23 protein-coding genes and 1 riboswitch are annotated in these 24,003 nt (G+C 67.8%); of the genes, 13 read left to right on the top strand and 10 right to left on the bottom strand.

Going from position 1 to position 24,003, the window contains the following annotated elements; translation table 11 throughout:
• Positions 1-129 precede the first annotated feature (129 nt).
• The gene (locus EV650_RS26800; RefSeq protein WP_134121754.1) at positions 130-315 is read left to right on the top strand and encodes a YegP family protein; all 186 of its coding nucleotides are present in this window, start codon (positions 130-132) and stop codon (positions 313-315) included.
• A gap of 75 nt (positions 316-390) precedes the next feature.
• Here EV650_RS26800 and EV650_RS26795 read toward each other — a convergent pair whose 3' ends face one another.
• On the bottom strand, positions 391-753 hold the full coding sequence (locus EV650_RS26795) for a YciI family protein (protein WP_134121753.1): 363 nt from the start codon (positions 751-753) through the stop codon (positions 391-393).
• Positions 754-848: 95 nt separating this feature from the next.
• Here EV650_RS26795 and EV650_RS26790 point away from each other — a divergent pair, with 95 nt between their 5' ends.
• The gene (locus tag EV650_RS26790; RefSeq protein WP_134121752.1) at positions 849-1,811 is read left to right on the top strand and encodes a pyridoxal-phosphate dependent enzyme; all 963 of its coding nucleotides are present in this window, start codon (positions 849-851) and stop codon (positions 1,809-1,811) included.
• Between the two features lie 295 nt (positions 1,812-2,106).
• A riboswitch (cyclic di-AMP (ydaO/yuaA leader) is annotated at positions 2,107-2,274 on the top strand.
• Entirely contained in the window at positions 2,274-3,122 is an 849-nt protein-coding gene (locus EV650_RS26785; protein ID WP_134121751.1) for a C40 family peptidase, read from the top strand. (Overlaps the previous riboswitch by 1 nt.)
• A gap of 134 nt (positions 3,123-3,256) precedes the next feature.
• On the opposite strand, the gene EV650_RS26780 is transcribed toward EV650_RS26785, so the two are convergent.
• The gene (locus EV650_RS26780; protein ID WP_134121750.1) at positions 3,257-3,913 is read right to left on the bottom strand and encodes a response regulator; all 657 of its coding nucleotides are present in this window, start codon (positions 3,911-3,913) and stop codon (positions 3,257-3,259) included.
• Positions 3,910-5,115: a sensor histidine kinase gene (locus tag EV650_RS26775; RefSeq protein WP_134121749.1), complete on the bottom strand. Its 1,206-nt coding sequence runs from the start codon at positions 5,113-5,115 to the stop codon at positions 3,910-3,912. The genes EV650_RS26780 and EV650_RS26775 overlap by 4 nt, the downstream gene beginning before the upstream one ends.
• 142 nt (positions 5,116-5,257) lie before the next feature.
• On the opposite strand from EV650_RS26775, the gene EV650_RS26770 reads away from it, so the two are divergent.
• The 3 genes from EV650_RS26770 (at position 5,258) to EV650_RS26760 (ending at position 7,363) form a co-directional block, all read left to right on the top strand.
• Positions 5,258-6,148, top strand: coding sequence for an ABC transporter ATP-binding protein (locus tag EV650_RS26770; protein WP_134121748.1), 891 nt, complete (start codon positions 5,258-5,260; stop codon positions 6,146-6,148).
• Positions 6,149-6,173: 25 nt separating this feature from the next.
• Positions 6,174-6,983: an ABC transporter permease gene (locus tag EV650_RS26765; protein WP_134121747.1), complete on the top strand. Its 810-nt coding sequence runs from the start codon at positions 6,174-6,176 to the stop codon at positions 6,981-6,983.
• 194 nt (positions 6,984-7,177) lie between these two features.
• Complete coding sequence (locus EV650_RS26760) at positions 7,178-7,363, top strand: DUF3073 domain-containing protein (protein WP_130387089.1); 186 nt, start codon at positions 7,178-7,180, stop codon at positions 7,361-7,363.
• Positions 7,364-7,547: 184 nt separating this feature from the next.
• Here the strand turns inward: EV650_RS26760 and purM are convergent, their stop codons facing one another.
• Together purM and purF are read right to left on the bottom strand one after the other, a co-directional pair.
• Positions 7,548-8,621: a phosphoribosylformylglycinamidine cyclo-ligase gene (gene purM, locus EV650_RS26755; protein WP_134121746.1), complete on the bottom strand. Its 1,074-nt coding sequence runs from the start codon at positions 8,619-8,621 to the stop codon at positions 7,548-7,550.
• Between the two features lie 65 nt (positions 8,622-8,686).
• Entirely contained in the window at positions 8,687-10,249 is a 1,563-nt protein-coding gene (gene purF / locus EV650_RS26750) for an amidophosphoribosyltransferase (RefSeq protein ID WP_134121745.1), read from the bottom strand.
• A gap of 302 nt (positions 10,250-10,551) precedes the next feature.
• Here purF and EV650_RS26745 point away from each other — a divergent pair, with 302 nt between their 5' ends.
• Positions 10,552-11,535 (top strand): helix-turn-helix transcriptional regulator, encoded by a 984-nt coding sequence (locus tag EV650_RS26745; RefSeq protein WP_134121744.1) that lies wholly within the window; start codon positions 10,552-10,554, stop codon positions 11,533-11,535.
• An 8-nt stretch (positions 11,536-11,543) separates the two neighbouring features.
• Positions 11,544-12,524 carry a helix-turn-helix transcriptional regulator gene (locus EV650_RS26740; RefSeq protein WP_134121743.1) on the top strand — a complete coding sequence of 327 codons (981 nt, stop codon included), beginning with the start codon at positions 11,544-11,546 and terminating at the stop codon, positions 12,522-12,524.
• A gap of 334 nt (positions 12,525-12,858) precedes the next feature.
• On the opposite strand, the gene EV650_RS26735 is transcribed toward EV650_RS26740, so the two are convergent.
• From EV650_RS26735 to EV650_RS26720, 4 genes are read right to left on the bottom strand one after another with little or no spacing between them, the layout of a single operon-like run.
• Positions 12,859-14,229 carry an NAD(P)(+) transhydrogenase (Re/Si-specific) subunit beta gene (locus EV650_RS26735; protein ID WP_134121742.1) on the bottom strand — a complete coding sequence of 457 codons (1,371 nt, stop codon included), beginning with the start codon at positions 14,227-14,229 and terminating at the stop codon, positions 12,859-12,861.
• Positions 14,226-14,531: an NAD(P) transhydrogenase subunit alpha part 2 gene (locus EV650_RS26730; RefSeq protein ID WP_134121741.1), complete on the bottom strand. Its 306-nt coding sequence runs from the start codon at positions 14,529-14,531 to the stop codon at positions 14,226-14,228. The genes EV650_RS26735 and EV650_RS26730 overlap by 4 nt, the downstream gene beginning before the upstream one ends.
• Positions 14,528-15,652 carry an NAD(P) transhydrogenase subunit alpha gene (locus EV650_RS26725; RefSeq protein WP_134121740.1) on the bottom strand — a complete coding sequence of 375 codons (1,125 nt, stop codon included), beginning with the start codon at positions 15,650-15,652 and terminating at the stop codon, positions 14,528-14,530. Before EV650_RS26725 ends, EV650_RS26730 begins: the two co-directional genes overlap by 4 nt.
• 43 nt (positions 15,653-15,695) lie before the next feature.
• Positions 15,696-17,030 (bottom strand): dipeptidase, encoded by a 1,335-nt coding sequence (locus EV650_RS26720; RefSeq protein WP_134121739.1) that lies wholly within the window; start codon positions 17,028-17,030, stop codon positions 15,696-15,698.
• A gap of 118 nt (positions 17,031-17,148) precedes the next feature.
• On the opposite strand from EV650_RS26720, the gene EV650_RS26715 reads away from it, so the two are divergent.
• A complete protein-coding gene (locus tag EV650_RS26715) occupies positions 17,149-18,084 on the top strand; it encodes a hypothetical protein (protein ID WP_134121738.1) in 936 nt (311 codons plus the stop codon).
• On the opposite strand, the gene EV650_RS26710 is transcribed toward EV650_RS26715, so the two are convergent.
• Positions 18,073-19,497, bottom strand: coding sequence for a serine/threonine-protein kinase (locus EV650_RS26710; protein WP_134121737.1), 1,425 nt, complete (start codon positions 19,495-19,497; stop codon positions 18,073-18,075). The two genes, EV650_RS26715 and EV650_RS26710, sit on opposite strands and share 12 nt — an antisense overlap.
• A gap of 168 nt (positions 19,498-19,665) precedes the next feature.
• Between EV650_RS26710 and EV650_RS26705 the strand changes: the two genes are divergently transcribed.
• From EV650_RS26705 to EV650_RS26690, 4 genes are read left to right on the top strand one after another with little or no spacing between them, the layout of a single operon-like run.
• Positions 19,666-20,829 carry a hypothetical protein gene (locus tag EV650_RS26705; protein ID WP_134121736.1) on the top strand — a complete coding sequence of 388 codons (1,164 nt, stop codon included), beginning with the start codon at positions 19,666-19,668 and terminating at the stop codon, positions 20,827-20,829.
• 1 nt (position 20,830) lies between these two features.
• Positions 20,831-22,042, top strand: a complete 1,212-nt coding sequence (locus tag EV650_RS26700) for a hypothetical protein (protein WP_134121735.1) — start codon at positions 20,831-20,833, stop codon at positions 22,040-22,042.
• Between the two features lie 55 nt (positions 22,043-22,097).
• Positions 22,098-22,829, top strand: coding sequence for a metallophosphoesterase family protein (locus EV650_RS26695; RefSeq protein ID WP_134121734.1), 732 nt, complete (start codon positions 22,098-22,100; stop codon positions 22,827-22,829).
• A gap of 17 nt (positions 22,830-22,846) precedes the next feature.
• On the top strand, positions 22,847-23,977 hold the full coding sequence (locus EV650_RS26690; RefSeq protein ID WP_134121733.1) for a histidine kinase: 1,131 nt from the start codon (positions 22,847-22,849) through the stop codon (positions 23,975-23,977).
• The last annotated feature ends 26 nt before the right edge of the window (positions 23,978-24,003 follow it).

Genomic DNA, 24,003 nt, shown 5'->3' with positions numbered 1-24,003 from the left:
TCACGACTACCTGAGCCGCATCTGAGCGGGTTGTGCATGCATGGCGGTCCGCGTGTGCGCACTGCGTCGTCGGCCCGAGAGGGCTACGCTCCGAAACGGAGCGATACCACTCTCTATGGAGGTATTTCGATGGCGGGGAAGTTCGAGCTGTACAAGGACAAGTCGGGCGAGTTCCGGTTCCGCTTGAAGGCCGGCAACGGCGAGATCATCGCGACCAGCAGCGAGAGCTACAAGACGAAGGCCGCAGCTGAGAACGGCATCGAGTCGATCAAGAAGAACGCAGCGGACGCGAAGGTCGACGACCAGACCGACTGAAACCTCAAGAAAACAAGGGGGTTTCTCCACCATCCGGCGGAGAAACCCCCTTTGAGCTGTCAGCAACCCAGACGCTCAGAGACCGTCCTCGAACGCGACCGGCCGGACCTCGACGCCGAGTCCCTCGATGCCGGCGTCCGGGATCATCGCGGCCAGCTCGTACGCGCGCTCCGGCCCGGCGACCTCGATCAGGTAGAACCCGCCGAGGAACTCCTTCGACTCGACGAACGGCCCGTCCGTCACGGCCGGCAGCCCGTTGCGGACCCGGACCACGGCGGACTTGGCCGGCTCGGCCAGCGCCACCGTGCTGTGGAACTCGCCCGACTCCTTCGTCGTCGTCAGGAACTTCTGGTGCCCGTCGAAAATGGCCTGCTGCTCCTGCTCGGTCAGCGCGGACAGCACGTCGGGGTTGATGTTCAGGACCAGTAGGTACTTCACGGTGTCTCCTTCAGCCACGGCCCCCGATCGGGTGCCTCTCGTCCATCAGTACGGAGCCGGCCAACCGATCTTGACATCGGTAATAACGTCACCTCATGGCCGAGCTAAGTCTCTCCGATGTCCAGGCCGCGGCGGATCGCCTCGCCGGGGTCGCGCACCGTACGCCGGTACTCACGTCGCGGACCCTGAATGAGCGGGTCGGCGCCGAGGTGTTCCTCAAGGCGGAGAACTTCCAGCGGATCGGCGCGTTCAAGTTCCGCGGCGCGTACAACGCGATCAGCCTGCTGACACCGGACCAGCTCCGGTCCGGCGTCGCGGCGTACTCCTCGGGCAACCATGCGCAGGCCGTCGCACTCGCGGCGCGGCTCGCCGGGACGAGCGCGGTCATCTTGATGCCGGAGGACGCGCCGCCGACCAAGCTGGCCGCGACCCGCGGGTACGGCGCCGAGGTGGTGACGTACGACCGGTACACGCAGGACCGGACCGCGCTGGCCCAGGAGTTGGCGAAAGAGCGCGGGCGGACGCTGATCCCGCCGTACGACCACTACGACGTGATGGCGGGGCAGGGGACGGTCGCGCTCGAGATGCTCGAGCAGGTCGGGCACCTCGGCGCGATGCTGGTCCCGGTCGGCGGAGGTGGGCTGATGGCCGGCTGCGCGACCGCGGCGACGCTGATGTGTCCGGGGATCCGGATGATCGGGGTCGAGCCGGCGGCCGGCGACGACCACGCCCGCTCATTGGTGGCGGGCGAGCGGGTGGAGATCGCCGTACCGCGGACGATCGCGGACGGGCAGGCGATCTCGATACCGGGCGAGCTGACGTTCGCTGTGAACCGGCGGCTGGTCGAGTCGTTCGAGCTGGTCAGCGACGAGGAGATCGTGGCCGCGATGGCGTTCGCGTTCGAGCGGCTGAAGATCGTGCTGGAGCCGAGCGGGGCGAGCGCGCTGGCCGCGTTGCTGGCCGGACGGATCCACGGGCTGCCGGAGCGCGTCGGAGTGGTGCTTTCAGGCGGGAACGTGGGCCTGGAGCGGTTCCGCGAGCTGCTCGGAAATAGCTGAATCCACAAGGACTTTAGGGCACCCTGACCACCCTCTGTGCCCGTTGTCACAGATAGCCACCACGAAATGTGATTGGGGTCACACCCGAGCCGCCATTTCCCGCCTGCGCCCCGCTCAGCCGCGCTCAGGACACCTGGTGTTCACCTGGACCTGTTGACCCGTCAGAAGCCCTCTCACAGCCATTCGGGAGGGACTTTGTCGATCTGAGGGTTTGCGTCGTGATCGTTCTGTTATACAGTCGTCGGCGGTTCGGTAAACAACACGAACTGCACACGGGTCAACGCCGAGCCCTGCCAGGGCCCATGTGCTCCCCTCGAAACACATGGCAGGGGTGGGGGACCCATGAAGTTGGGTCTCGACCGTGAGTGGCCGAGACCCTGGGGTGAAGTCCGCGGGAGCGGACCGGGCTATGAATCCCAGCCCGAACCCGACAGCTAACTTCACAGGCGTCGGGAGACAACCATGCCCGTCACTGCCCGACGGACGTCGCTTACGCGCGCCGTCAGCCACGCTGAAGCCAGTACCGACCGGCCTACCGGCCGGACCCTGGCGAAGCACCGCAGGACCAGCAAGCCAGCCGCACCCCGCGCAGCAGCCGCCGTTCTCTCGGTGGGTCTCGCTGTCGGTGGTGGAGCCGCTCTCAGCCTGAGCACCACTCCGGCGACCGCCTCCGCGGCCACCATGACCGCGGCTGCGCAGCGCGGCCACATGAGCGTTCCGAGCCGGCCGTTGCTCCGGTTCCGCGACTCCGGCCCGACCGTGAAGTACGTCCAGCGCGCCCTGCACCTGGGGCCGGACGGCTACTTCGGTAACAGCACCGTCCGGGTGCTGAAGAAGTTCCAGACGTCGTGGGGCCTGAAGTCCACCGGCTACATGGACAAGAACACCTGGGGTCGCCTGACCTGGGCCGCGAAGCACAAGGTGCTCTACGGCAAGTACGGCGCCAGCAGCGGCACGACCACGTTCCGGGCCAAGGTGCTCCGGGAGGCGGCCAAGCTCAAGGGCACGCCGTACCGCTACGGCGGCACGACCACCCGCGGCTTCGACTGCTCCGGCTACACCGGCTTCGTGTACAAGAAGGCCGGCCACAAGCTGCCCCGCACGGCGCGCCAGCAGTACAGCGCGACCAAGCACATCAGCCGCAAGGCCGCCAAGCCCGGTGACCTCGTGTTCTTCCGCAACGGTGGTGGCGGCGTGTACCACGTCGGCATCTACGCCGGTGGCAACATGCTGTGGCACGCCTCGAAGCCGGGCCGCCCGGTCGCCAAGGCGAAGATCTGGACCAGCAGCGTGGCCTTCGGCCACATCTGAGTCCTCACCGGTCGGCGCCCTTCCCCCCATTGGGTGCCGACCGGTCGTCAGCGTCCTATCCCCCCAGGCACGCTGACCACCGAAACCGGCCCGGGCCGTCGACCCACCCCTCCGACGGCGCGGGCCGGCTTCTTTTAGCCGTCGAGGAGTCCGGCTTCGTAGGCCAGGATCGCGACTTGGACGCGGTTGGTGGCATCGAGCTTCACGAGGGCGCGGGACACGTGTGCCTTCACGGTGGCTTCGCTCATGAAGAGCTTCCGGCCGATGTCGGCGTTCTGCAGGCCGCGGCCGACCTCGACCAGCACCTCGCGCTCCCGCTCGGTGAGCTTGCTGATCCGCTCCCGCGCCGCCCGCCGCCGGTCCGTGCGGGGGTCTCCGGCGAAGTGGCCGATCAACCGCCGGGTCACGGCCGGCGACAGCATCGCGTCCCCGGCCGCCACCACCTTGATCGCCTGCACCAGTTCGCGCGGCGGCGTGTCCTTGAGCAGGAACCCGCTGGCGCCCGCCTGCAGCGCGCGGAACACGTAGTCGTCCAGGTCGAACGTCGTCAGTACGACGATCTTCGGCGGATCCGGCAGGGCCTGCACCTCCCGGGTCGCAGCCAGCCCGTCCAGCCGCGGCATCCGGATGTCCATCAGTACGACGTCCGGCCGGTGCTCCTTGACCATCGTCGCGGCATCCGCGCCGTCCTCGGCCTCGGCGACCACCTCGAGCTCGTCGTCGGACTCGAGGATCATCTTCAGCCCGGCCCGCACCAGCGCCTCGTCGTCCACGATCAGCAGCCGCGTCATCGTTCCCCATCCTTGCGATCCAACACCGTATCTACGAACACTGGCTCGGCGTCCTGCCGATGGTCGTCCCACGGCAGCCAGGCTTCGACCCGCCAGCCGCCTTCTGTCGTCGGCCCGGTGGTCAGCCGGCCGCCTACCAGCTGCACTCGCTCACGGAGCCCAACCAGGCCCGCACCGGCACCAGGCAGCAGTGAATCAGCAGCCACTGGTCGTACGTTCGTCACCCTGACCGTCACGCCTTCTCCCCGAGCGCCATGGACCTGTACTTCGGTCGCAGCAGCGCGTGCGTGTTTGTGCACATTCGTCAACGACTCCTGGACCAGCCGATACACGGTCCGCCCGACCGAGTCCGGTACGTCGTTCGGAAGTTCGAGTTCATAGCCCACAGTCACGCCCGCGTCCCGGGACGCCTCGATCAGTCGCTCCAGGTCCGCAGCTTGCGGCACCGGCGCCAGATCGGCTCCGGCCACGCTGACGTCAGTCCGCAGTACGCCGAGAACTTCGCGGAGGTCCTCCATCGCCTGCCGTGCGGTCTCGCGGATCAGCCGGGCCGAACCCTCGACCTTGTCCGCGCCGACCGCCGGGTTCACCTCGAGGCCGCCGGCGTGCAGGGCGATCAGCGAGACCTTGTGCGCGAGGACGTCGTGCATCTCCTGGGCGATCCGGGCCCGCTCGCCCAAGCGGGCCTGCTCGCTGCGCAGTTCGCGCTCGGCCTCGGCCCGCTCGGCGCGGTCCCGCAGTGATGCCATCAGGTCTCGGCGGGCGCCGATGTAGGCGCCGATCGCGACCCAGGTCCCGACCAGGAACGGTGCCGTGAACAGCGTTACCCAGGCCGCGCCACCGCTACTGACGGTATGTAAGACATAGGCGCCGTACGCGGCCAGGCTGAGGAAGGCGAGGGCGAGGTCGCGGCGGCGGATCGACAGCGTCAGCAGGGCGAGTCCCATCGGGACGAAGATGCCCGCGGTCAGCATCGCGACGACGGAGATCGCGGTGACCGTGACCGGGAACCGCCGCCGCCAGATCAGAGCGACCGAGGCGACCACGCCGGCGCCGAGCACGTACCAGTCCTTGGCGGACCAGCCGCCGCCGGACGCGGCCTGCGCGACGATGGTCAGCAGGCTGAAGCCGACGTACAGGATGTCGCGCAGCCGCGGGGCATGCCTGACCCACCAGGCGTACCACCGGCGCAACCGTCGCATTCCGTCACTGTAGTTCGACGGTCGACGCGACGACGTCCCCCTTCCGGGTGGGTTCCGGGCTGTTCCGGACAACTTTCGTAGGGGGTCGTTGCAGCCGCTCGTCCGATGTGGGACAGGGGTCCCGGACGGTTGACTCGTTGTCATGATCACCGTCGAGAACCTGACCAAGCGCTACGGCAGCACCACGGCTGTCCAGGACGTGTCGTTCACCGTTCAGCCGGGCAGCATCACCGGCTTCCTCGGCCCGAACGGCGCCGGCAAGTCCACCACGCTGCGGATGCTCACCGGCCTCACGCCGCCGACCTCCGGCACCGCCACCATCGCCGGCAAGCGGTACGCCGACCTGCCGAACCCGGGCCGGGTCGTCGGGGTCATGCTGGACGCGGCCGCGCAGCATCCGGGCCGGACCGGCCGCGAGACGCTGCTGCTGAACGCCAGTCTGCTCGGTGTGCCGAAGACCCGCGCCGACGAGATGCTCGAGGCGGTCGGACTCGGCCACGCCGCGAAACGCCGCGTCGGTCAGTACTCGCTCGGTATGCGCCAGCGGCTCGGAATCGCCGCCGCGCTGCTCGGCGACCCCGCCGTACTCATCCTCGACGAGCCCGCCAACGGGATGGACCCGGAGGGCATCCGCTGGATGCGCGGACTGCTGCAGGACTTCGCCGTCCGCGGCGGAACGGTCATCCTGTCCAGCCACCTGCTCGGTGAGGTCCAGGCAACCGTCGACCGGCTGGTCGTCATCGGCGGCGGCCGGATCGTCGCCAACGGTTCGCTGGACGAGCTTCTCGCCGGGACCGGCACGCTGGTCCGCGGTCTCGACCCGATCGGCCTGAACGAGGCCCTGACCGCGGCCGGACTGAACCTCGAGCCGCAGCACGACGGCTCGCTGCGCGTCGACGCCACCGCCGAGCAGGTCGGGCGCGCCGCCGCCGCTGCCGGTCAGATCCTCATCGAACTCCGCCAGAGCGACGGCGCCGGCCTGGAGGACCTGTTCTTCCAGCTGACCACCACGCCCGTCGCCGCTGCTGCCTGATCACACCTACTTCTGGAGCATCGCTATGACCACCGTGACCGAAGATGTCCCGACCGTCGCACCGGCCAAGCACCGGGCCGAGGTAGCGACCGCGCTGCCGCCCGCTCGCGGCCAGTCATTTCTGAAACTAGTTGCAATCGAACTACGCAAATCCGTCAACACCCGGAGCGGCCGAGTCCTGATCGCCGCGATCCTGCTGATCGCACTGGCCGCGCTGACCTGGCAGATCACTCACCTGGCGCAGGGACCGGCCGGCGTCGACGGCTTCCTCGGCGCTGCGTCCACCGGAGTGATGCTCCTGCTGCCGGTGATCGGCGTGATGGCGATGACGTCGGAGTGGACGCAGCGGACCGCGCTGACCACGTTCACGCTGTCGCCGCGCCGGGTCCGGGTCCAGCTGGCCAAGTTCGTGTCGGCGGTCGTGCTGAGCGCGGTCGTGATGACCGGTGTCGTCGTACTGGCGCTGGCGAGCACGGCGCTGGCCGGGGCAGTCACCGACCACACGACGTCGTACGCCGGACTGGGCGGACAGCTCGCCGGGGCATATCTGACCGTCGCGCTGAACGTGGTGATGGGTGCCGCCTTCGGTGCGCTGATCCCGCAGACCGCGGTCGCGATCCTGGCGTACTTCATCGCGCCGACCGCCTGGTCGCTGGCCGGGCCGGCGCTGTTCAAGGACAACGCGAACTGGCTGGACGTCTTCGGCGCACTCGGCCGGATCGCGGAGCGCGACCTGCACGGGATGGGGGCGGAGACGCTCACCGCGGTCGGGGTCTGGATCGTCCTGCCGACCATCGTCGGACTGTGGGCTAGCTCACGTCGCGAAGTGAAGTAACACCGAAAGACGCGGTGGGGTGGGCCGGTTTGAGGGGATCGGCCCACCCCATCGATGCTGTCATCGGACCACTGGCCGGGGGCGGTGCGTGTGTCGATCCCGCGCTCCGGGTATCCTTGAACCACGATTACTGACGACTGATCCGTGGGCGCCACGCAGCGTACCCGGTTGACTTGTGCGAGGGGGTCGACGCTATGGGGCGCGGCCGTGCAAAGGCCAAGCAGACGAAGGTCGCACGCGACCTGAAGTACCGCACCTGGGACACCGACTTGGACCAGCTCAAGCGTGAGCTGTCCGGTGACCAGGGTGGCGACCGTTCTGCGAACGGCGAGAACGACGGCGACGGAGACGACGCCGACGACTACCACCCCCGTCGGTAAGCAACATCAGCCCGGCTGAGCTGCTCAGCGCCCTTCGGGGTGCCTGAGCAGTTCACCGTGCGTCCGACGAGTTCCATCACACCAGCACCACCTGTGGCGGATCAGCGGTCGTAGCTGCCCGAGGCGTCGGACAGCTCGTTCCAGAGCTGCTTCCAGGTGGTGCTGGGATGCACAGCCGGTCGGCTTACTTGGCGTACGCGCCTTCCAGCGTGACGGTGCCGCCGGGAGCTGCGGTGACCTCACCGCATACCCAGGCCGGGATGTCGCGGGCGGCCAGCGCCTGGATCGCCGTGTCGGCGGCTGACGGGTCGAGTACTGCGACCATGCCCGCGCCCATGTTCAGGGTCTTCTCGAGCTCCGGCAGCGCCACATCGCCGAGCAGCCCGACCAGCCCGAAGATCGGCGCCGGCGTCCACGTGGAGCGGTCGATCCGGACCGACAGCTCGTCCGGGATGACTCGGGCCAGGTTCGCGGCGAAGCCGCCGCCGGTGATGTGCGACATCGCGTGCAGCGGCCGACCGTCGCCGTCGTTCAGCTCCTGGATCAGCTCCAGGCAGTGCTTCGCGTAGACGCGGGTCGGGGTCAGCAGCACCTCACCCAGCGTGGTGCCCAACTCCGGCACCTCCCGGTCCAGCGTCCACTTGGCCCGCTCGAAGAACACGTGCCGCACCAGGCTGTAACCATTCGAGTGCAGTCCCGACGACGCCATCGCCAGTACGACGTCGCCTGCGCGCACACGGTCCGCGCCGAGCACCTCGTCCGCCTCGACGACTCCGGTCGCAGCGCCGGCCACGTCGTACTCGTCGACCTCCAGCAGGCCCGGGTGTTCCGCGGTCTCTCCGCCGACCAGCGCCGTACCGGCCTCGACACACGCCTCGGCGATGCCCTTCACGATCTGCGCGATCGTCTCCGGGACCACCTTGCCGGTGCAGATGTAGTCGGTCATGAACAGCGGCTCCGCGCCGCACACGACCAGGTCGTCGACGACCATCCCGACCAGGTCGAACCCGATCGTGTCGTGCTTGTCCAGCTTCTGCGCGATCGCGACCTTGGTCCCGATCCCGTCGGTCGAGGTCGCCAGCAGCGGCCGCCGGTACGACGTCAGGGCGGTCGCGTCGAACAGCCCGGCGAACCCGCCGAGCCCGCCGACCACCTCGGGACGGGTCGCCTTCGCCACCCATTCCTTCATCAGCTCGACGGCCCGGTCTCCGGCCTCGATGTCGACCCCGGCGGACGCGTAGCTCGCGCCTTCGCTCACGTTCTTCTCCTCGGTACGGCGTACTCCGGGATCCCGGCGTACGCCGTCCTCCCGGGGGGACTGGGTTACGGGCGGCTCAGCGCGTCGGCGGCACCGCCACCGCCGGAGACCGCGGCCAGCCCGTCGGCATCGGTGGCCACCGGCAGCTCGAGCAGGTGTTTGCCGAGGTGCTCCGGGTCGGGCAGGTCTACCGGGTAGACGCCGTCGAAGCAGGCCCGGCAGAGCCGGTCCATCGGGACCGTGGTCGCCTCGACCAGGCCGTCCAGGCTGATGTACCCGAGCGAGTCGGCGCCGAGCGAACGGCAGATCTCCTCGGTGTTCAGCCCGTTGGCGATCAGCTCGGCGCGGCTGGCGAAGTCGATGCCGTAGAAGCACGGCCACTTCACCGGCGGCGCGGTGATCCGGACGTGGATCTCCTTGGCGCCGGCCTCGCGCAGCATCCGGATGACCGCGCGCTGGGTGTTGCCGCGGACGATCGTGTCGTCGACGACGACCAGGCGCTTGCCCTCGATCACCTCGCGGAGCGGGTTCAGCTTGAGCCGGATGCCGAGCTGGCGGATCGTCTGGCTGGGCTGGATGAACGTGCGGCCGACGTACGCGTTCTTGACCAGGCCGGAGCCGTACGGGATGCCCGACGCCTCGGCGTACCCGATCGCGCCCGGCGTACCAGACTCGGGGGTGGCGATGACGAGGTCGGCCTCGGCCGGGTGCTCCTTGGCCAGCTTGCGGCCGATCTCGACGCGGGTCGAGTAGATCCGCTGACCGGAGATCTGGGTGTCCGGGCGGGCGAGGTACACGAACTCGAACAGGCAACCCTTCGGATCCGCCTCGGCGAACCGCGTCGAGCGGAGCCCTTCGGCGTCGACCGCGACCAGCTCACCCGGCTCGATCTCGCGGATGAACGAGGCGCCGACGATGTCGAGGGCGGCGGTCTCGCTGGCGATCACCCAGCCGCGCTCCAGTCGGCCGAGTACGAGCGGGCGGATGCCTTGCGGGTCGCGGGCGGCGTACAGGGTGTTCTCGTCCATGAAGATCAGACTGAACGCGCCCTTGACCTTCGGGAGGATCTTGGCGGCGGCCTGCTCGATGGTCAGGTCCGGGTACCCGGCGAGCATCGAGGTGAGGATGTCGGTGTCACTCGAGGCGCCGTGCTTCGCATTCGCTTTGGCGTGGTCGACGGCCGCGTCCAGACCGAGATCGAGGTCACCTTCGCCGTTCAGACTGGCGGCGAGCTCACTGGTGTTGGTCAGGTTGCCGTTGTGGCCGAGCGCAATCGATCCGGTCGCCGTGGAGCGGAACGTCGGCTGCGCGTTGGCCCACACACTGGAACCGGTCGTCGAGTACCGGCAGTGGCCGATCGCGATATGCCCTCTGAGCGAAGCCAGCGTGGCCTCGTCGAAGGCCTGACTGACCAGCCCCATGTCCTTGTAGACCAGAATCTGCGACCCATTACTGACCGCGATCCCGGCCGACTCCTGCCCCCGGTGCTGCAAGGCGTAGAGCCCGAAATAGGTGAGTTTGGCAACCTCTTCCCCCGGCGCCCAGACCCCGAAGACGCCACAAGCGTCCTGCGGACCCAGATCCTGCGGGTCGAGTTCATCAGTAAGCCGACCATCGCCACGAGCCACACCCGCAGTCTACGGGACGGCGGGGAGTGGCTTGGCCACGTCCGTCCAGCGCGCTCGGTTTGGGGAGAACGACGATGAAATCTGGCTTACCAGCAGACGAGGGCCTGGCAGGCCGGCTCCTGGCCGGTCGAAGCGCTAGCCGGGACCGACACTCCGATAGCAAGTACGATCCCAAGACTGACTACGGCCAGCAACTTCTTGATCACAGCTCGTCCCTTCAGAAATAATCCGAAACCGCTAATGAGTGCTCTTTGTCGACGCGCTCTGTATATGGTCGGTTCCGACAAGTTCCGGAGGAGAAGATGGTGTTCGAGCCGCTGGGGGTGGACGAAGCCACCTTTGCGGTCTATCACGCCCTTCTCAGCCACCCAGACAGTACGCCCGAGCAGATAGCGGCGCTAGTCGATCTATCGCCGGCCACTGTTCAGGAGCTGATGGACAAGCTCCGGAAACTCGATCTTCTGGTTCCGACCTGGACAAATCCCGGCGGCGAGCATGCGGTCCACCCGCGAGTCGGCCTCACCGGCCTGGCCGAGCGCCGGCGCAGCGAGTTGAACAGACAGCTCGGAGAGCTCCGTGAGGCTGAGGCAACCGCCGAGGTCGTCGCGGAGCAGTACAACGAGCTCCTCACCGCGCGCAGCAGCGGCGACGTCGAGATACTCAAAGGCAGGGGAAACGCGTCCCGTCGCATCGAGGAGCTGGCCCTGAAGGCGCGCGAGACCTTCTGGGGTCTTGTGCCGACGCATATCGACGACACGGCTCGCTCCGTCGAGGACTCACCGGACCTGCCGTTGCTCGAGCGCGGAATCAGACTGCGGACAGTCTACCTACAGAGCATGACCGCCTCGAAGCAGGCGATGGAGTACGCCGCCGCGGTCCACAAGCTCGGCTGTGAAGTACGGGTGACGCCTACGCTGCCGATGCGGCTTTTACTTGTCGACAGCGAGATCGCCATCATGCCGATGGACCCGGAGAGCCCGACCGCAGGGGCAGTCATCCATCGCAGCCCCGCAGTACTGGCCATCGCCTTGTCGCTCTTCGACGCCTACTGGTCCAAAGCCACCGAACTGTTCGACCCGGACGAACGGGACGACGCTCCGCTGACCCCGCATGAGGCCGAAGTGCTGCGACTGCTCGCCGGTGGAGCCAAGGACGAGCAGGTTGCTCGCCTGCTCGGCATCTCGCTCCGCACTGCGCGCCGCATCACCGCCACCCTCTCCGACCGCCTCGACGCCGCCAGCCGCTTCGAACTCGGCGTAGCCGCCGCAAAGCGCGGCTGGGTCTGAGCTCTGCCTTGTTCGAGTCGTACGGGCTCACTGAGCGGCGTCTGGCCGTCTACCGAGCGCTGCTTCAGGAGCCCGAACTGGCGAAAGGCTCACGGTTGCCAGATCTGGCCGGACAGCTGGGTCTCAGCCAGAAGGAGCTGACACAGGACCTGGACAAACTGCGCGAGCTCGGGTTCCTCGCGCCGAACTGGGCGAACCTCGAGGAATACCCGCTCGACCCGGCGGTCGCGTTCGAGCGTCTCACAGCCCAGCGACAGGAGGAGATCGATGGGCTCAGCCACCAACTTCGAGCCGAGCAACTCCGCGCCGGGGTGTTCATCTCAGACTACGGAAATTTTCTGACCGAGAAGTCGGCAGGCGACGTCGAGATCTTCGAAGGCTCAGAGCGCGCGAACCAGCGAATGCAGCGATTTCAGCCGACTAAATCAATTTGGGGACTACTCGTCGCCGACGCCCTGCTGCGATCTGATTTCGAGAACTCTCCCGACCGCGCACACCTGGACCGCGGAGTCGAAATTCGTTATCTCTTTCCCGAATCTTTCTTCAGGAAAGCCGGCGTGAACCACTTTATCCAGCGCATGATCGAATTCGGCGGCAAAGTCCGGATCACGCCCTCAGTTCCCTTCAGATTGATCATATTCGACAACGACGCAGCAGTGATGGGTATCGATCCCGAGGACAGTTCGATTGGTGCTGTCGTGCATCACAGCAACGCGGTGGTTCGCTTGGCCACAGAGATCTTCCAACAGTTGTGGCGTACGGCCCGCGACCCATTCGACACTCCAGTCGAGCCGCACGGCATCAGCGCGCAGGACTCGGAACTCCTCAGGCTCTTGGTGCAAGGCGCTACGGACGAGGAGGTTGCGAGGCGGCTGGGTGTGTCGATGCGTACCGTGCGGCGGATTGTCGCCAAGCTCGGGGAGCAGGTGGGGGCTTCGGGGCGGTTTGAACTGGGGGTTCGGGCGGCGCAGCGGGGGTGGGTGGATTAGCCCCAGTCCCAGGAGCGGGAAAGGGGTGGGTGGGGGTGAGGCAAAAGGGTCTCCTTCGAGTGGGGCGGGGAGGAGAGGGAAATGGGTGCGCCGCCCGGGCCTCTCGGTTGGAAAGTCAAACAGAGGGGGCGGAGCGGGGCAACGGAGGCGGGTGGCCGGGGTAGGTCGTTGACCGGGGGCGGCCATGGGGTGCTGATCTTCTTACCGGCCTGGACCGGCTGCCGCGAATTTCGGGCAGGAAGGTGCCAGACGGTTGCGGGGAAAGCCGCGGGTGTGGTTTAGTACCCGCCTTTTCGGATGACAACGTTGTTCCCCGGGAATATCCCGGGGACACTCAGACGGTCTTCAACGCCGCGAGGAGTTTGGTCAGCGAGTCGCGGGCGTCGCCGAACAGCAACGTGGTCCGCGGGTCGTAGAGGAGTTCGTTCTCGATGCCGGCGAAGCCGGGGCGCATGGAGCGTTTGAGGAAGATGACTCGCTGGGCCTCGTCGGCGTTCAGGATCGGCATGCCGTAGATCGGGGCCGACGGGCTGTTGCGGGCGGCAGGGTTGACCACGTCGTTCGCGCCGACGACCAGTACGACGTCCGTCGTCTTGAAGTCGCCGTTGATGTCGTCCATCTCGCGGAGCTGCTCATAAGGCACCTGGGCCTCGGCCAGCAGCACGTTCATGTGACCGGGCATCCGGCCGGCCACCGGGTGGATGGCGTAGTCGACCTTCACCCCGCGGGACTGGAGCTCCTCGACCAGGTCGCGGAGGGTGTGTTGCGCCTGGGCGACCGCGAGACCGTACCCGGGCACGATGATGACCTTGTTCGCGTACCCGAGCAGGATCGCGACGTCCTCCGGCCCACCGGAGATCACCGGCCGCTCGGACACCGTGCCGGCACCCAGCGTCGACCCACCGCGGACGGCACCGAAGAGGATGTTGAAGACCGACCGCCCCATCGCGTCGGCCATCAGCTTGGTCAGCAACGTACCGGCCGCACCGACCAGCGTGCCCGCCACCAGCAGCAGCGTGTTGCCGAGCACGTAACCACTCGCGGCCACCGTCAGACCCGTGAACGCGTTCAGCAGCGAGATCACGATCGGTACGTCGGCACCGCCCACCGGCAGCACCAGCATCACGCCGATCGCGAGACCGACCAGGCAGAGCAGTACGCCGACCCACACCCGCGGATCCGACACCAGCCAGACGCTCAGCGCCACGCCACCGAGGATCGACGCGATGAACAGCACCGGCAGCCCCGGGAACGTCACCGGCCGGGTCGTCATCAGCTCCTGCAGCTTGGTGAACGTCACCACCGATCCGGAGAAGCTGATCGCGCCGACCAGGATCGTGAACGCCGAGGCGATCGCCGCGACCGTCGCGTCGGACGAGACCTCGCCGAGCTCCAGCAACGCGACCAGCGCGGCCGCGCCACCGCCGACACCGTTGAACAAGGCAACGAGCTGCGGCATCTGGGTCATCTGCACCCGCCGCGACCCGACCACACCGCCGACCGTGCCGATCACCAGCGCGATCAGGATCGGCGCCAGGTGGTTCGGCTTGTACGCCGCGAACGTGATGATCACCGCGAGTACCGCACCCGCGGCGCCGATCAGGTTGCCGGTCCGCGCGCTGCGCGGCGACGACAGCGCCTTCAGCGCGACGATGAAGCAGACCGCGGCGACCAGATAGCCGATCTGGGCCCAGGTGGGGATCACTTGTGCAGCTCCTTCTTGCGAGCCCCCGGGCCTTTGAACATCTCGAGCATCCGGTCCGTGACCACGAACCCGCCGACCATGTTGACGGTCGCGAGTACGACGGCCAGCAGTCCGACGATCATCACGATCGTCGAGTCGGTCGCGCCGGTAACGATGATGGCGCCGACCAGGATGACGCCGTGGATCGCGTTCGCCCCGGACATCAGCGGGGTGTGCAGGGTCGAGGAGACCTTGCTGATCACCTCGACCCCGACGAACGCCGCGAGTACGAAGATCGTGAGTAGCGCGATGGACTCGCTCACGGGAGCTGCCCCTCCAGGAGTTTGCGGGTGGGCTCGTGCAGGACGCTGCCGTCGTGGGTGACGCAGCAGCCGCGGACGATCTCGTCGTCGAAGTCGGGGTCGAACGCGGCGTTCCGCGTCATCAACCGGATCAGGTTCGCGATGTTCTGACCGTAGAGCCGCGACGCCGGTCCGGCCATCTGGCTCGCCACGTTCGCACCGCCCCAGACCAGGGCTTCGCCGATGGTCAGCTCGGTCCCGGCGACGGATCCTTCGACGTTGCCGCCCTGTTCGGAGGCGAGGTCGACGACCACGGAGCCTGGCTTCATCTGCTCGACCATGGAGCGCGAGACCAGCATCGGTGCGGTCCGGCCTGGTACGGCGGCTGTCGTGATCAACGCGTCCGCGGCGGCGATGTACGGCGTCAGCAGCTCCCGCTGGAGCTGAGCCCGCTCGGGCGTCATCTCCCGGGCGTACCCACCAGGACCGTCCAGCGTGCCCAGTTCGAGCTCGATCGGCACGGCGCCCATCGACGCGATCTCCTCGGCCGCCGCCGTACGAACGTCGTACGCCTTCACGACGGCGCCGAGGCGTTTCGCGGTGGCGATCGCCTGCAGACCGGCCACACCAGCGCCGAGTACGACGACCTGCGCCGGCGGGACCGTACCCGCGGCGGTCATGTTCAGCGGGAAGAAGCGCGGCAGCCGCTCGGCCGCGACGATCGCGGCCCGGTATCCGGCGACGAGCGCCTGGGAGGACAGCGCGTCCATCGACTGGGCCCGGGAGATCCGCGGGATCAGCTCCATCGCGAACGCGGTCAGCTTGGCGCGGGTGGCGGTACGGACCACATCCGGCGGGTTGGTCGGCAGGAACGACATCAGCGCCGTACCTGCGTGCAACCGCTGCAGACGCTCGCGCTCGAGCGGCTGAACCGATGTCACGATCGTCGCCGCGTGGTCGGCACCCCAGGCCACGTCGGCACCCGCGTCGCGGTACAGGTCGTCGGAGAACAGCGCACGTTCACCAGCGGCCGGCTCGACCGCGACCTCGTAGCCGAGCTCGATCAGTTTCGCGACTTGTTCCGGCACCAGCGCGACCCGGCGCTCGGCCGGTCTGGTCTCCCGTACGACTGCGATCTTCACTCGCCGAAACCTATGCCAAACACTGGGTCGCCGGAAAGCCCGGTCATGCTTGGTTTGCGAGGTTCTGCAACAACAGAGCCTCTGCTAGGCAGACCTTGCGGAATTCGGCGAGGTGCAGGCCCTCGTCGATTCCGTGGGCGCGGGTGTCCGGGTCCTCGACGCCGGTGACCAGGATCGCGGCCTCCGGGAAGGCCTGCTGGAACTCGGCGATGAACGGGATCGAGCCGCCCATTCCCATGTCCACGGGCTCGACACCCCAGGCCTCCTGGAACGCCGAGCGGGCTGCTTCGTACCCGGCGCCGCGGGCGTTCACGCTGCACGGCTGGCCGTTCTGCCCCTCGGTGACGGTGACCTGCGCACCCCAGGGCGCGTGGCTCTCGAGGTGCTCCTTCAAGGCAACGCTCGCCTTCAGAGCGTCATCACCCGGCGCGACCCGCAGGCTGACCTTGGCCCGCGCGACCGGCACCAGCGTGTTGCTGGCCTCCGCCACGGACGGCGCGTCGATGCCGACCACGGCCACCGCCGGCCGGGTCCAGAGCCGGTCGACCAGCGAACCCGAGCCGGTCAGCCGAACGGAATCGAGCACCGAAGACTCCGCCCGCAGCCGGTCCTCCGGGTACACCACGTCCGCCGCCCGGGACGCGTGCAGCCCATCAACCGCGACGTCGCCCTTGTCGTCGTGCAGGGTGGCGAGCAGTCGGCACAACGCCGACAGCGCGTCCGGGATCGGTCCGCCGAACAGACCGGAGTGGACCGCGTGGTCGAGCGTCCGAACCTCGACGTACGCCTCGACCAGGCCTCGCAGCGACACTGTCAGTGCCGGCGTCCCGACCTCCCAGTTGCCGGAGTCGGCGATCACGATCGCGTCCGCGGCGAGGTCGTCGGAGTACTCGTCGAGCAACTGCAGCAGGGTCGGCGAGCCGATCTCCTCCTCACCCTCGACGAACACCGTCACGCCGACCGGCAGATCGTTGCCGAAGGCCCGTACGGCGGCCAGGTGGGCGGCGATGCCGGCCTTGTCGTCGGCCGCACCGCGTCCGTACAGCCGGTCATCGCGCTCGGTCGGCACGAACGGCTCGGACGTCCACTGCTCGACCGGTCCGGTCGGCTGTACGTCGTGGTGCGCGTAGAGCAGCACGGTCGGCTTCCCTGCCGGGGCCGGCTTCTTCGCGATCACCGCCGGCGCACCGTCGCCGGCCCGGACGATCTTCACCGTGAAGCCCTCGGCCTCGAACAACGCCGCGGTCGCCTCGGCGGACCGCTGGACGTCGGCCGCACGAGCCGGTTCGTAACTGACCGACGGGATCCGGATGAGGTCCTCGAGATCGGCACGGACACTGGGCAGAACGCGGTCGATCGCCGCAGACAGATCGGTCATGAGGCCTACGGTACGGCGTCTGTTCGGCGAACCGACGCCCGGTGAACCCTCGCACGTTACTAAATGCCGATCTACTCTGAAATTCTCGTAGGTTTCCGCCCAACCTCCAGAGGTCACCATGCGCATTCTTGCCATCTCGACCGCCCTGATCACCACCGCTACCGCACTCACCGCAGCCCTGCCCGCGCACGCCGCGATCAGCTGCGACACCGACACCACCGGCGGCTCGACGTTCTACGACGGTACGTCCGCATCGAAGAAGTACGACGCCCGCTTCAGCAACAGCGCGAGCATCCCGAACCTCAGCACCTACACCCCGCAAGGCGCCGGCACTTGGTACAACTGGGACGGCTCCGGCCAGAACCTGCTCCTCGTCGCGGCGTACCGCGCGGGCGCGGACTCCGAGATCTACGGCATCAATCCGTCCACCGGCGCCACGGTCGGTGTGGTCGCGATCGCCGAGACACACGCCGGTGGGATCACCGTGAGCAAAGGCTGGGCGTTCGTGGCCGGCCAGGGCAGCAGCATCCGGAAATACCGGCTGACCGAGCTACGTGACGCGTTGAAGGCAGCAGGTACGCCGTACCTCGCACAGGTCGGTACTGCGCGGGACGTGGCCGGCTCGTCGTTCATCGGGGGCTACGGGGACTCGCTGTTCGCCGGGACGTTCAACGACACCGGCCGCGGGACCATGTACGAGTACAAGATCGCCGACGACGGCACGCTGACCACACAGGCAGGCGCTTGGGAGATCCCGACCAAAACGCAGGGACTGACCGTCACCGCGAGCCACTTCATTTACAGCACGTCGTACGGGCGTGGGAACCGCAGCAACATCTATGTGGTGAAGCGCGGTCAGAAAGACCTGGACGCCGCAGCACTGAGCTGCTTCCGGGCACCGAGCATGACCGAAGGCATCACGGAGTACAACGGGACCGCGTACCTGGTCTACGAGTCCGGCTCGTACCTGTACGCCTCGGACCCTGCCACCCTCAACGTCATCCCCCGGATGCACAAGGCGTCGATCTCGTCCTTGACGTCGCTAGTCCCCTAGTGGGGCGTAGTTCACTGAGTTGAGGACGGTTTGGCGGAGCTTCGGGTCGGACTCGCGTACCTGGATCCGGAGCTGCTTGGTCTTGTCGAGCTGTCGGTACTGCTCGACCACGCCGGGTCCCTGGTTGCAGCTGTACTGGAAGGTGACCACCTGCTGCTGAGACGTGTCCGGAGTACCCGCAGTACAGCCCTCCGGCGCAGTGGTGCTTCTGGGCAGCGTCGACCCGGTGACCAGCCCGACGAAGACGCCCTCGATCTGTGGATTGCTCTGCCAGTTCGCCGTACTCGTGCTGACCAGCAACGAGTTCCCCTGGTCGACCGCCTTCTGCGACCAGGTACGCGGGACCTCGACGGACAGTGGCTTGTTCTCGACCTTCACCAAACGGCTCAGGACGTACTCATACCCGCCGTACCCTCCGCCTGCTGCCAAAACGACAGCCGCGAGGGCAGTGATGACAGCGGTACGCCGCCTGCGCCGGGGCCGTGTTGCGACGGTCGGCTCGTTGGAGCTGGCCAATGCGGTCGCCTGGTCGACCGGACCGGTCGCGGCAGCCGGCGTGGGCATCTCTGCGGCCGGCACCAGCCTGGCCGGGACCTTGCCCGTGGTGTGCGCCTCACGGAGCGCGTTGAGGAAGCTGTCCAGGTCAGGCCACCGCTGGTCCCGGTCCGGCTCCAGAGCACGCCGTACGACGACGTCGATCGCATCCGGCACGTCTTCGCGCAGCGTGGTCATCGACGGCGGCGGTGCGTCGATCTGCATCACCGCACCGAGGCTGGCCACGCCATGTGGTGCCTGTCCGGTGAAAGCGGCGTACGCGACCGCACCGAGCGAGTACAGGTCGGCGCGGTGGTCCAGCCGCTCGCCCATCACCTGTTCGGGAGCGACGTACGCCGGAGTGCCGCCGGGCATCGTGATCCGGGAGACCTCGGCCAGCGACTTGCCCAGACCGAGGTCGGACAGCATCGCGCGGTCGCCGGACGGATCGGTGCGGAACAGCACGTTGGCCGGCTTCACGTCCCGGTGCAGTACGCCGCGCGCGTGCAGGTGCTTCAGGCCTCGGCCGACCTGGGTGATGATCCGGACCGCCTCGGCGAACTCGAGCGGGCCGGCCTTGATCCGGTCCGCGAGCGTGCCGCCGTCGGCGTAGGTGAGGACCATGAACGGGCGGCCGTCGTCGGCCTCGCCGATGTCGTGCACACCGACGACGTACAGCGAGTCGACCTTGCGCAGGAACCGGCCCTCGGCCAGGAACCGGCGACGGACATCCTCGTCCTCGACCCAGTTCTCGGACAGGATCTTGACCGCGACCTCGGCGTCCAGTTGCTCGTCCCGGGCCAGCCAAACGGTCGCGAAACCTCCGGCACCCACCCGGCGGACCAGGGAGTACCGGCCGATCCGGGGTGGCTGGTCCATGGCGCAATTATGCTCGATCACTCCTGCGACCCGTTCGCTGGAGTGAACAAAGCAGTGTTTTCCGACGTCACATCTCCCGACAGCGGGCTCCTGGGGCCCCTCGGCCGTGGTCCGCCGCCCGGTCAATTCACGCCGTGCCAACTGACCAGGTTCGATAGGAGCTCGCCGATGCGACTGCAGAACGGCCGTCTGGTCGCCCTGGTAGCAGCTGTCGCCGTGGCCGCCATCGCCAGCGGCGGAGCCCTCGCCTACCGCAAGGGCCCACAGACCGCGGAGGCCGATGTGGCGCCGCTCTCCAGCTCCCAGTCTCCGTCCGCGAGCACAACGCCGACCGCCAAGCCGACGCCCTCGACGACGACACCGGAGGCCAAGACCTCCACTCCGATCAGCACCGGACCGGTGAAAACCAAGATCGACCTCAAGAAGCTCCAACCCGGCCGGGCGCCGCAGATCACCTACCTGAGCGGCCGAACGATCCGCGGTGGCGCCGGCAACGACGTCAAGGTCCCCGGCAGCACCGACATCCAGGCGGTCGCCCGGCTCGGCTCGTCGGCGCTCGCCGTGGTCACCAAGGGCTACGGCACGGAGATGCTCACCATCGACACCGACGGCAAGGTCACCGGCCAGACCCCGGACGTCACCCAGATCATCACCACCGCCGACGGTCTCGGCGCCGCGTACGTCGGCTCGCGTCTGAAGGCCACCGGTGAGGCGACCGGCGCAACGACCTTCTACGCCGAGCAGGACCAGGGCCGGGCCGGCGTCCAGAAGATCACCATGCCGAACATCTGGAACGCCACACTGCTGGGCTACCTCAACGACAAGGTGTACTTCGACGCGTCGACGACCCAGGACGGGACCTCCACCCTGTACGAGTGGAGTCCCGATCAGTCCAAGGTGATCACGATCGACGCAGTCCCGCAGGCGATGGCGGTGTCGAGCGTCGGTACGGCGGGGTCGCTGACCACTCTGTCCGACCAGAACAGCTGCAGCAGCCTCCTCACCATCCCGGCCGGCAAGCGACTGTGGCGCACCTGCGACTACCAGATCGTCGGCTTCACCCCTGACGGCGCGACCGCGATCGCCGGTCCGATCTACCAGGACGGTTACGGCAACGGCATCGCCGCCGTGCTGGACGCGAAGAAGGGCACTCTGCTGCACGAGTGGTCCGGCGTGTTCCGGCAGTGGATCCCTGAGGACGACCAGCACCTACTACTGCTCGCCGACACCGGTGAGGAGACTCCGGCGTCGATCATCCGCTGCACGATCTCCACCGGCGCCTGCGAGCTGGCCACGCCGCTCGCCAAGGGCACGCTCCTGATCGGGGACTGAGTTGACCCCTCCTTACATCGGCCGCCTGATCGCTGTTGTGGCGGTCGCTGCCGTGGCTGCTGTTGCCGTCGGCGGAGCGATCGCCTCCCGGCAAGGTCCGACGTCCGCGTCTTCGCTGGACGCCGCGCCGCTGGGTGGCACCACGAGCTTCACCCCAATCCCGTCGGCGGCCACCACGCCAAGCCCGACGCCAATCCTCACGCCGACCTTGACGCCGAAGCCGAAGCTGACGCCGACCCCACCGCCGACGTCCACTCCGTCCGCGCCACCAGCCGGCCCGATCGCACTCCAGCCGGCCAAGCTGACGCAGGGCCGGGATCCGCAGGTGACCTATCGGTTGGACCACACGGTGCTCGGCGCCGGCAAGGAGCTGAAGGTCCCCGGTAGCAGCAGCCTGATGGACGTCGCCCGGCTGGGCAGCAGTGTGCTCGCAACGACCGCCGGGGGTGAGTTGCTGAAGGTCGACTCCGCCGGCGCAGTGGTTCGCCGTACCCCGAACGTCATGACTCTCATCGGGACGGCGGATCAGTCGGCCGCGGTGTACGCGACCACCCCACCGGTGATCGTCGGACAGCAGACGTACGGCGCGACGCTCTTCGTGGACAACGGCGGCTCGGTGAAGTCCCTGGAGCTCCCGGACGTCCAGAGCATCTTCGTGCTCGCATATGCGAAGAACACGGTCTACTACAAGGCTTCCGGCAAGGGCGGGGTGCTGACGTCGAAGCTCTACAGCTGGACGCCGGGCGCCGCCAAGCCCGCCCTGGTGAAGACAGTCGCCGGAGATCCGACGACCGTCTCGGGCGACGGCCGGCTGGCTTCCGTAGTACCCACGAAGAGCAGCCCCGACGGCTGCTCGACCGTCGTCGAGATCGCGACCGGCAAGAAGCGGTTCAAGACCTGCGACTACCGGATCACCGGATTCACTCCTGACGGCTCCGTCGCGATCGGCACACCGGCGTACGGCGACAGCTTCTGCAGCAACATCATCACCGCGCTGGACTCGCGCAGTGGCGCCGTACGGAACCAGTGGAGTGGCTGTTTCTACCGGGCCGCGGCCGAGGACGAACAGCATGTCCTGATGGTCGCCGTCGTAACTGGCGGCGGTCAGGATCCGAACACGACGAGCACGGTCGTGCGATGTTCTCTCGAGACTGCAGCGTGCGAACGCGCGACCAAGGTCGTCGCCGCCAAACAGATCGACTTCGCCCGCTGATCTGCTCTGAGCAGATGTCCCTTTGCGGCAAGGGTTTTCGCGGCAGACTGCTGGCATGACAACCGTTGCTGTGCTGGCTGACATTCACGGCGTACTGCCTGCGCTGGAGGCGGTCCTGGCCGATGCTCACGAGGCTGACCTGATCGTGCTGGCCGGGGACATTGCGAGTGGACCGCAGCCGGTGGAGACGCTCGATGTGCTCAAGGAGCTGGGCGAGCGGGCCGTGTGGGTGCGCGGCAATGCGGACCGGGAGCTCGTGGAGATGGCTCGCAAGCAGTACGACAAGGAGCCGCCGGATGCGGTCGGTCCGTGGGCAGCGGAGCAACTGCGACCGGACCAGGTCGAGCTGCTGGCCGGACTGCCCACCACCGTGACGATCGGGAATGTGCTGTTCTGTCACGCCACTCCGCGGGACGACGAGGAGATGGTGCTGGTGGACAGTCCGATCGCTCGGTGGGCACAGGTCTTCAGTGAGCTTCCGGACGAGGTCAGGACGGTCGTCTGCGGTCACACCCACATGCCGTTCGCCCGTCAGGTCGATCGACGGCTCGTGGTGAACGCGGGCAGTGTCGGGATGCCGTACGGCGCACCTGGTCCGAGCTGGGCCTTGCTGACCGCAGACGGCGTACAACTGCGTCGTACTGCGTTGGATGCTGCTAAGGCCGCGGAGCGGATCGTGAGCGAGTCGACGTACCCGGGGCGGGAGGAGTGGGTCGCGGAGTACCTGCTGTCGAACTACTCCGACACGGAGGCGCTGGAGGCGTTCAGGCCGCGTGCCGAGGGCTGAGCGGTTACCGTCATGGAGTGTTCGCGCGGCGGCGGAAGCATTTCGGGACTCCGGCTGACAAGGCGACGTATGCGACCCTGCATACCGCCTCGCTGGCCAGCCCGCACCTGCGCGAGGGCCTGACCCCCGCAGCAGCCGGCAAAGCCAGCCGCCACCTCAGAGATCTCCTGGGTACGGCGGCCATCGCGATCTGCGACTCCTCGGGTGTACTGGCCTGGGACGGCGTCGGCGGACCGTACGAGAGCAATCACCGCCGCGACGCCAAGGACCTGGCCGCACCAACCCTCCGGTCCGGCCGTACGGCGGTACTCGGCGCACACGACGTGGCTTGCGGCGACCCGCAGTGCCCGATCCGGACGGCGGTGGTGGCACCGATCGTCACCGAGGAGCACGTGGTCGCCGTACTGGTCGCGTACAGCAACAACACCTCGGCCGCACTGGTCAGAGCGACCGAGGAGGTCGCCCGGTGGGTGTCCGGTCAAGTAGAGCTGGCCGAGCTCAACAAGGAACGCACGCGGGCCATGGAGGCGGAGCTGCGCGCGCTACGCGCCCAGATCAGCCCACACTTCATTTACAACGCTCTGGCCGCCATTGCGTCGTTCGTGCGCACTGACCCCGAGCGGGCGCGTGAACTGCTGCTGGAGTTCGCTGACTTCTCCCGCTACGCACTGCGGCGTGGCGGCGAGTTCACCACGCTCGCGGACGAGCTGCGCAACGTAGAGCGCTATCTGGTGCTGGAGCAGGCCCGCTTCGGTGATCGGCTCAAAGTGTCGCTGCAGATCGCGCCTGAGGTGCTGCCGGTGGTCATCCCGTTCCTGGTCGTCCAGCCGCTGGTGGAGAACGCCGTACGCCACGGCCTGGAGGGTACGACGGGAGTCGGCCACATCAGCATCCGCGCGCGGGACCGGATCAACGAAGCCGAGATCAGCGTCGAGGACGACGGCGCCGGCAGCGACCCCGAGGTGATCCGAGCCGCCCTGTCCGGCGAGACCGGCAGCGACTCGGTCGGCCTCGGCAACGTGGACGCCCGGCTGCGCCAGGTGTACGGCGACGCGTACGGCCTGGTCGTTGAGACCGCAGTGGACGCCGGAACGAAGGTTACTTTCCGCATCCCCAAATACTCCTCAGGGGTGCACGCGTCGCCGTAGGGCCTGTTAGGCGCGGGAACGCCGGA

Origin of the sequence: Kribbella kalugense, from assembly GCF_004365875.1 — a bacterium.
GTDB lineage: Bacteria > Actinomycetota > Actinomycetes > Propionibacteriales > Kribbellaceae > Kribbella > Kribbella kalugense.
Note: the sequence above shows the minus strand (reverse complement) of the source record. Positions and strands in the feature narration are given on the sequence as shown.

Bases quoted from the DNA above. Each gene is read 5' to 3' on its own strand.
- EV650_RS26710 (WP_134121737.1), bottom strand. From the start codon at position 19,497: ATGGACCAGCCACCCCGGATCGGCCGGTACTCCCTGGTCCGCCGGGTG.
- EV650_RS26770 (WP_134121748.1), top strand. From the start codon at position 5,258: ATGATCACCGTCGAGAACCTGACCAAGCGCTACGGCAGCACCACGGCT.
- EV650_RS26695 (WP_134121734.1), top strand. From the start codon at position 22,098: ATGACAACCGTTGCTGTGCTGGCTGACATTCACGGCGTACTGCCTGCG.
- EV650_RS26760 (WP_130387089.1), top strand. From the start codon at position 7,178: ATGGGGCGCGGCCGTGCAAAGGCCAAGCAGACGAAGGTCGCACGCGAC.
- EV650_RS26765 (WP_134121747.1), top strand. From the start codon at position 6,174: ATGACCACCGTGACCGAAGATGTCCCGACCGTCGCACCGGCCAAGCAC.
- EV650_RS26800 (WP_134121754.1), top strand. From the start codon at position 130: ATGGCGGGGAAGTTCGAGCTGTACAAGGACAAGTCGGGCGAGTTCCGG.
- EV650_RS26715 (WP_134121738.1), top strand. From the start codon at position 17,149: ATGCGCATTCTTGCCATCTCGACCGCCCTGATCACCACCGCTACCGCA.
- EV650_RS26790 (WP_134121752.1), top strand. From the start codon at position 849: ATGGCCGAGCTAAGTCTCTCCGATGTCCAGGCCGCGGCGGATCGCCTC.
- EV650_RS26785 (WP_134121751.1), top strand. From the start codon at position 2,274: ATGCCCGTCACTGCCCGACGGACGTCGCTTACGCGCGCCGTCAGCCAC.
- EV650_RS26775 (WP_134121749.1), bottom strand. From the start codon at position 5,115: ATGCGACGGTTGCGCCGGTGGTACGCCTGGTGGGTCAGGCATGCCCCG.
- EV650_RS26720 (WP_134121739.1), bottom strand. From the start codon at position 17,030: ATGACCGATCTGTCTGCGGCGATCGACCGCGTTCTGCCCAGTGTCCGT.
- EV650_RS26780 (WP_134121750.1), bottom strand. From the start codon at position 3,913: ATGACGCGGCTGCTGATCGTGGACGACGAGGCGCTGGTGCGGGCCGGG.
- EV650_RS26705 (WP_134121736.1), top strand. From the start codon at position 19,666: ATGCGACTGCAGAACGGCCGTCTGGTCGCCCTGGTAGCAGCTGTCGCC.
- EV650_RS26745 (WP_134121744.1), top strand. From the start codon at position 10,552: ATGGTGTTCGAGCCGCTGGGGGTGGACGAAGCCACCTTTGCGGTCTAT.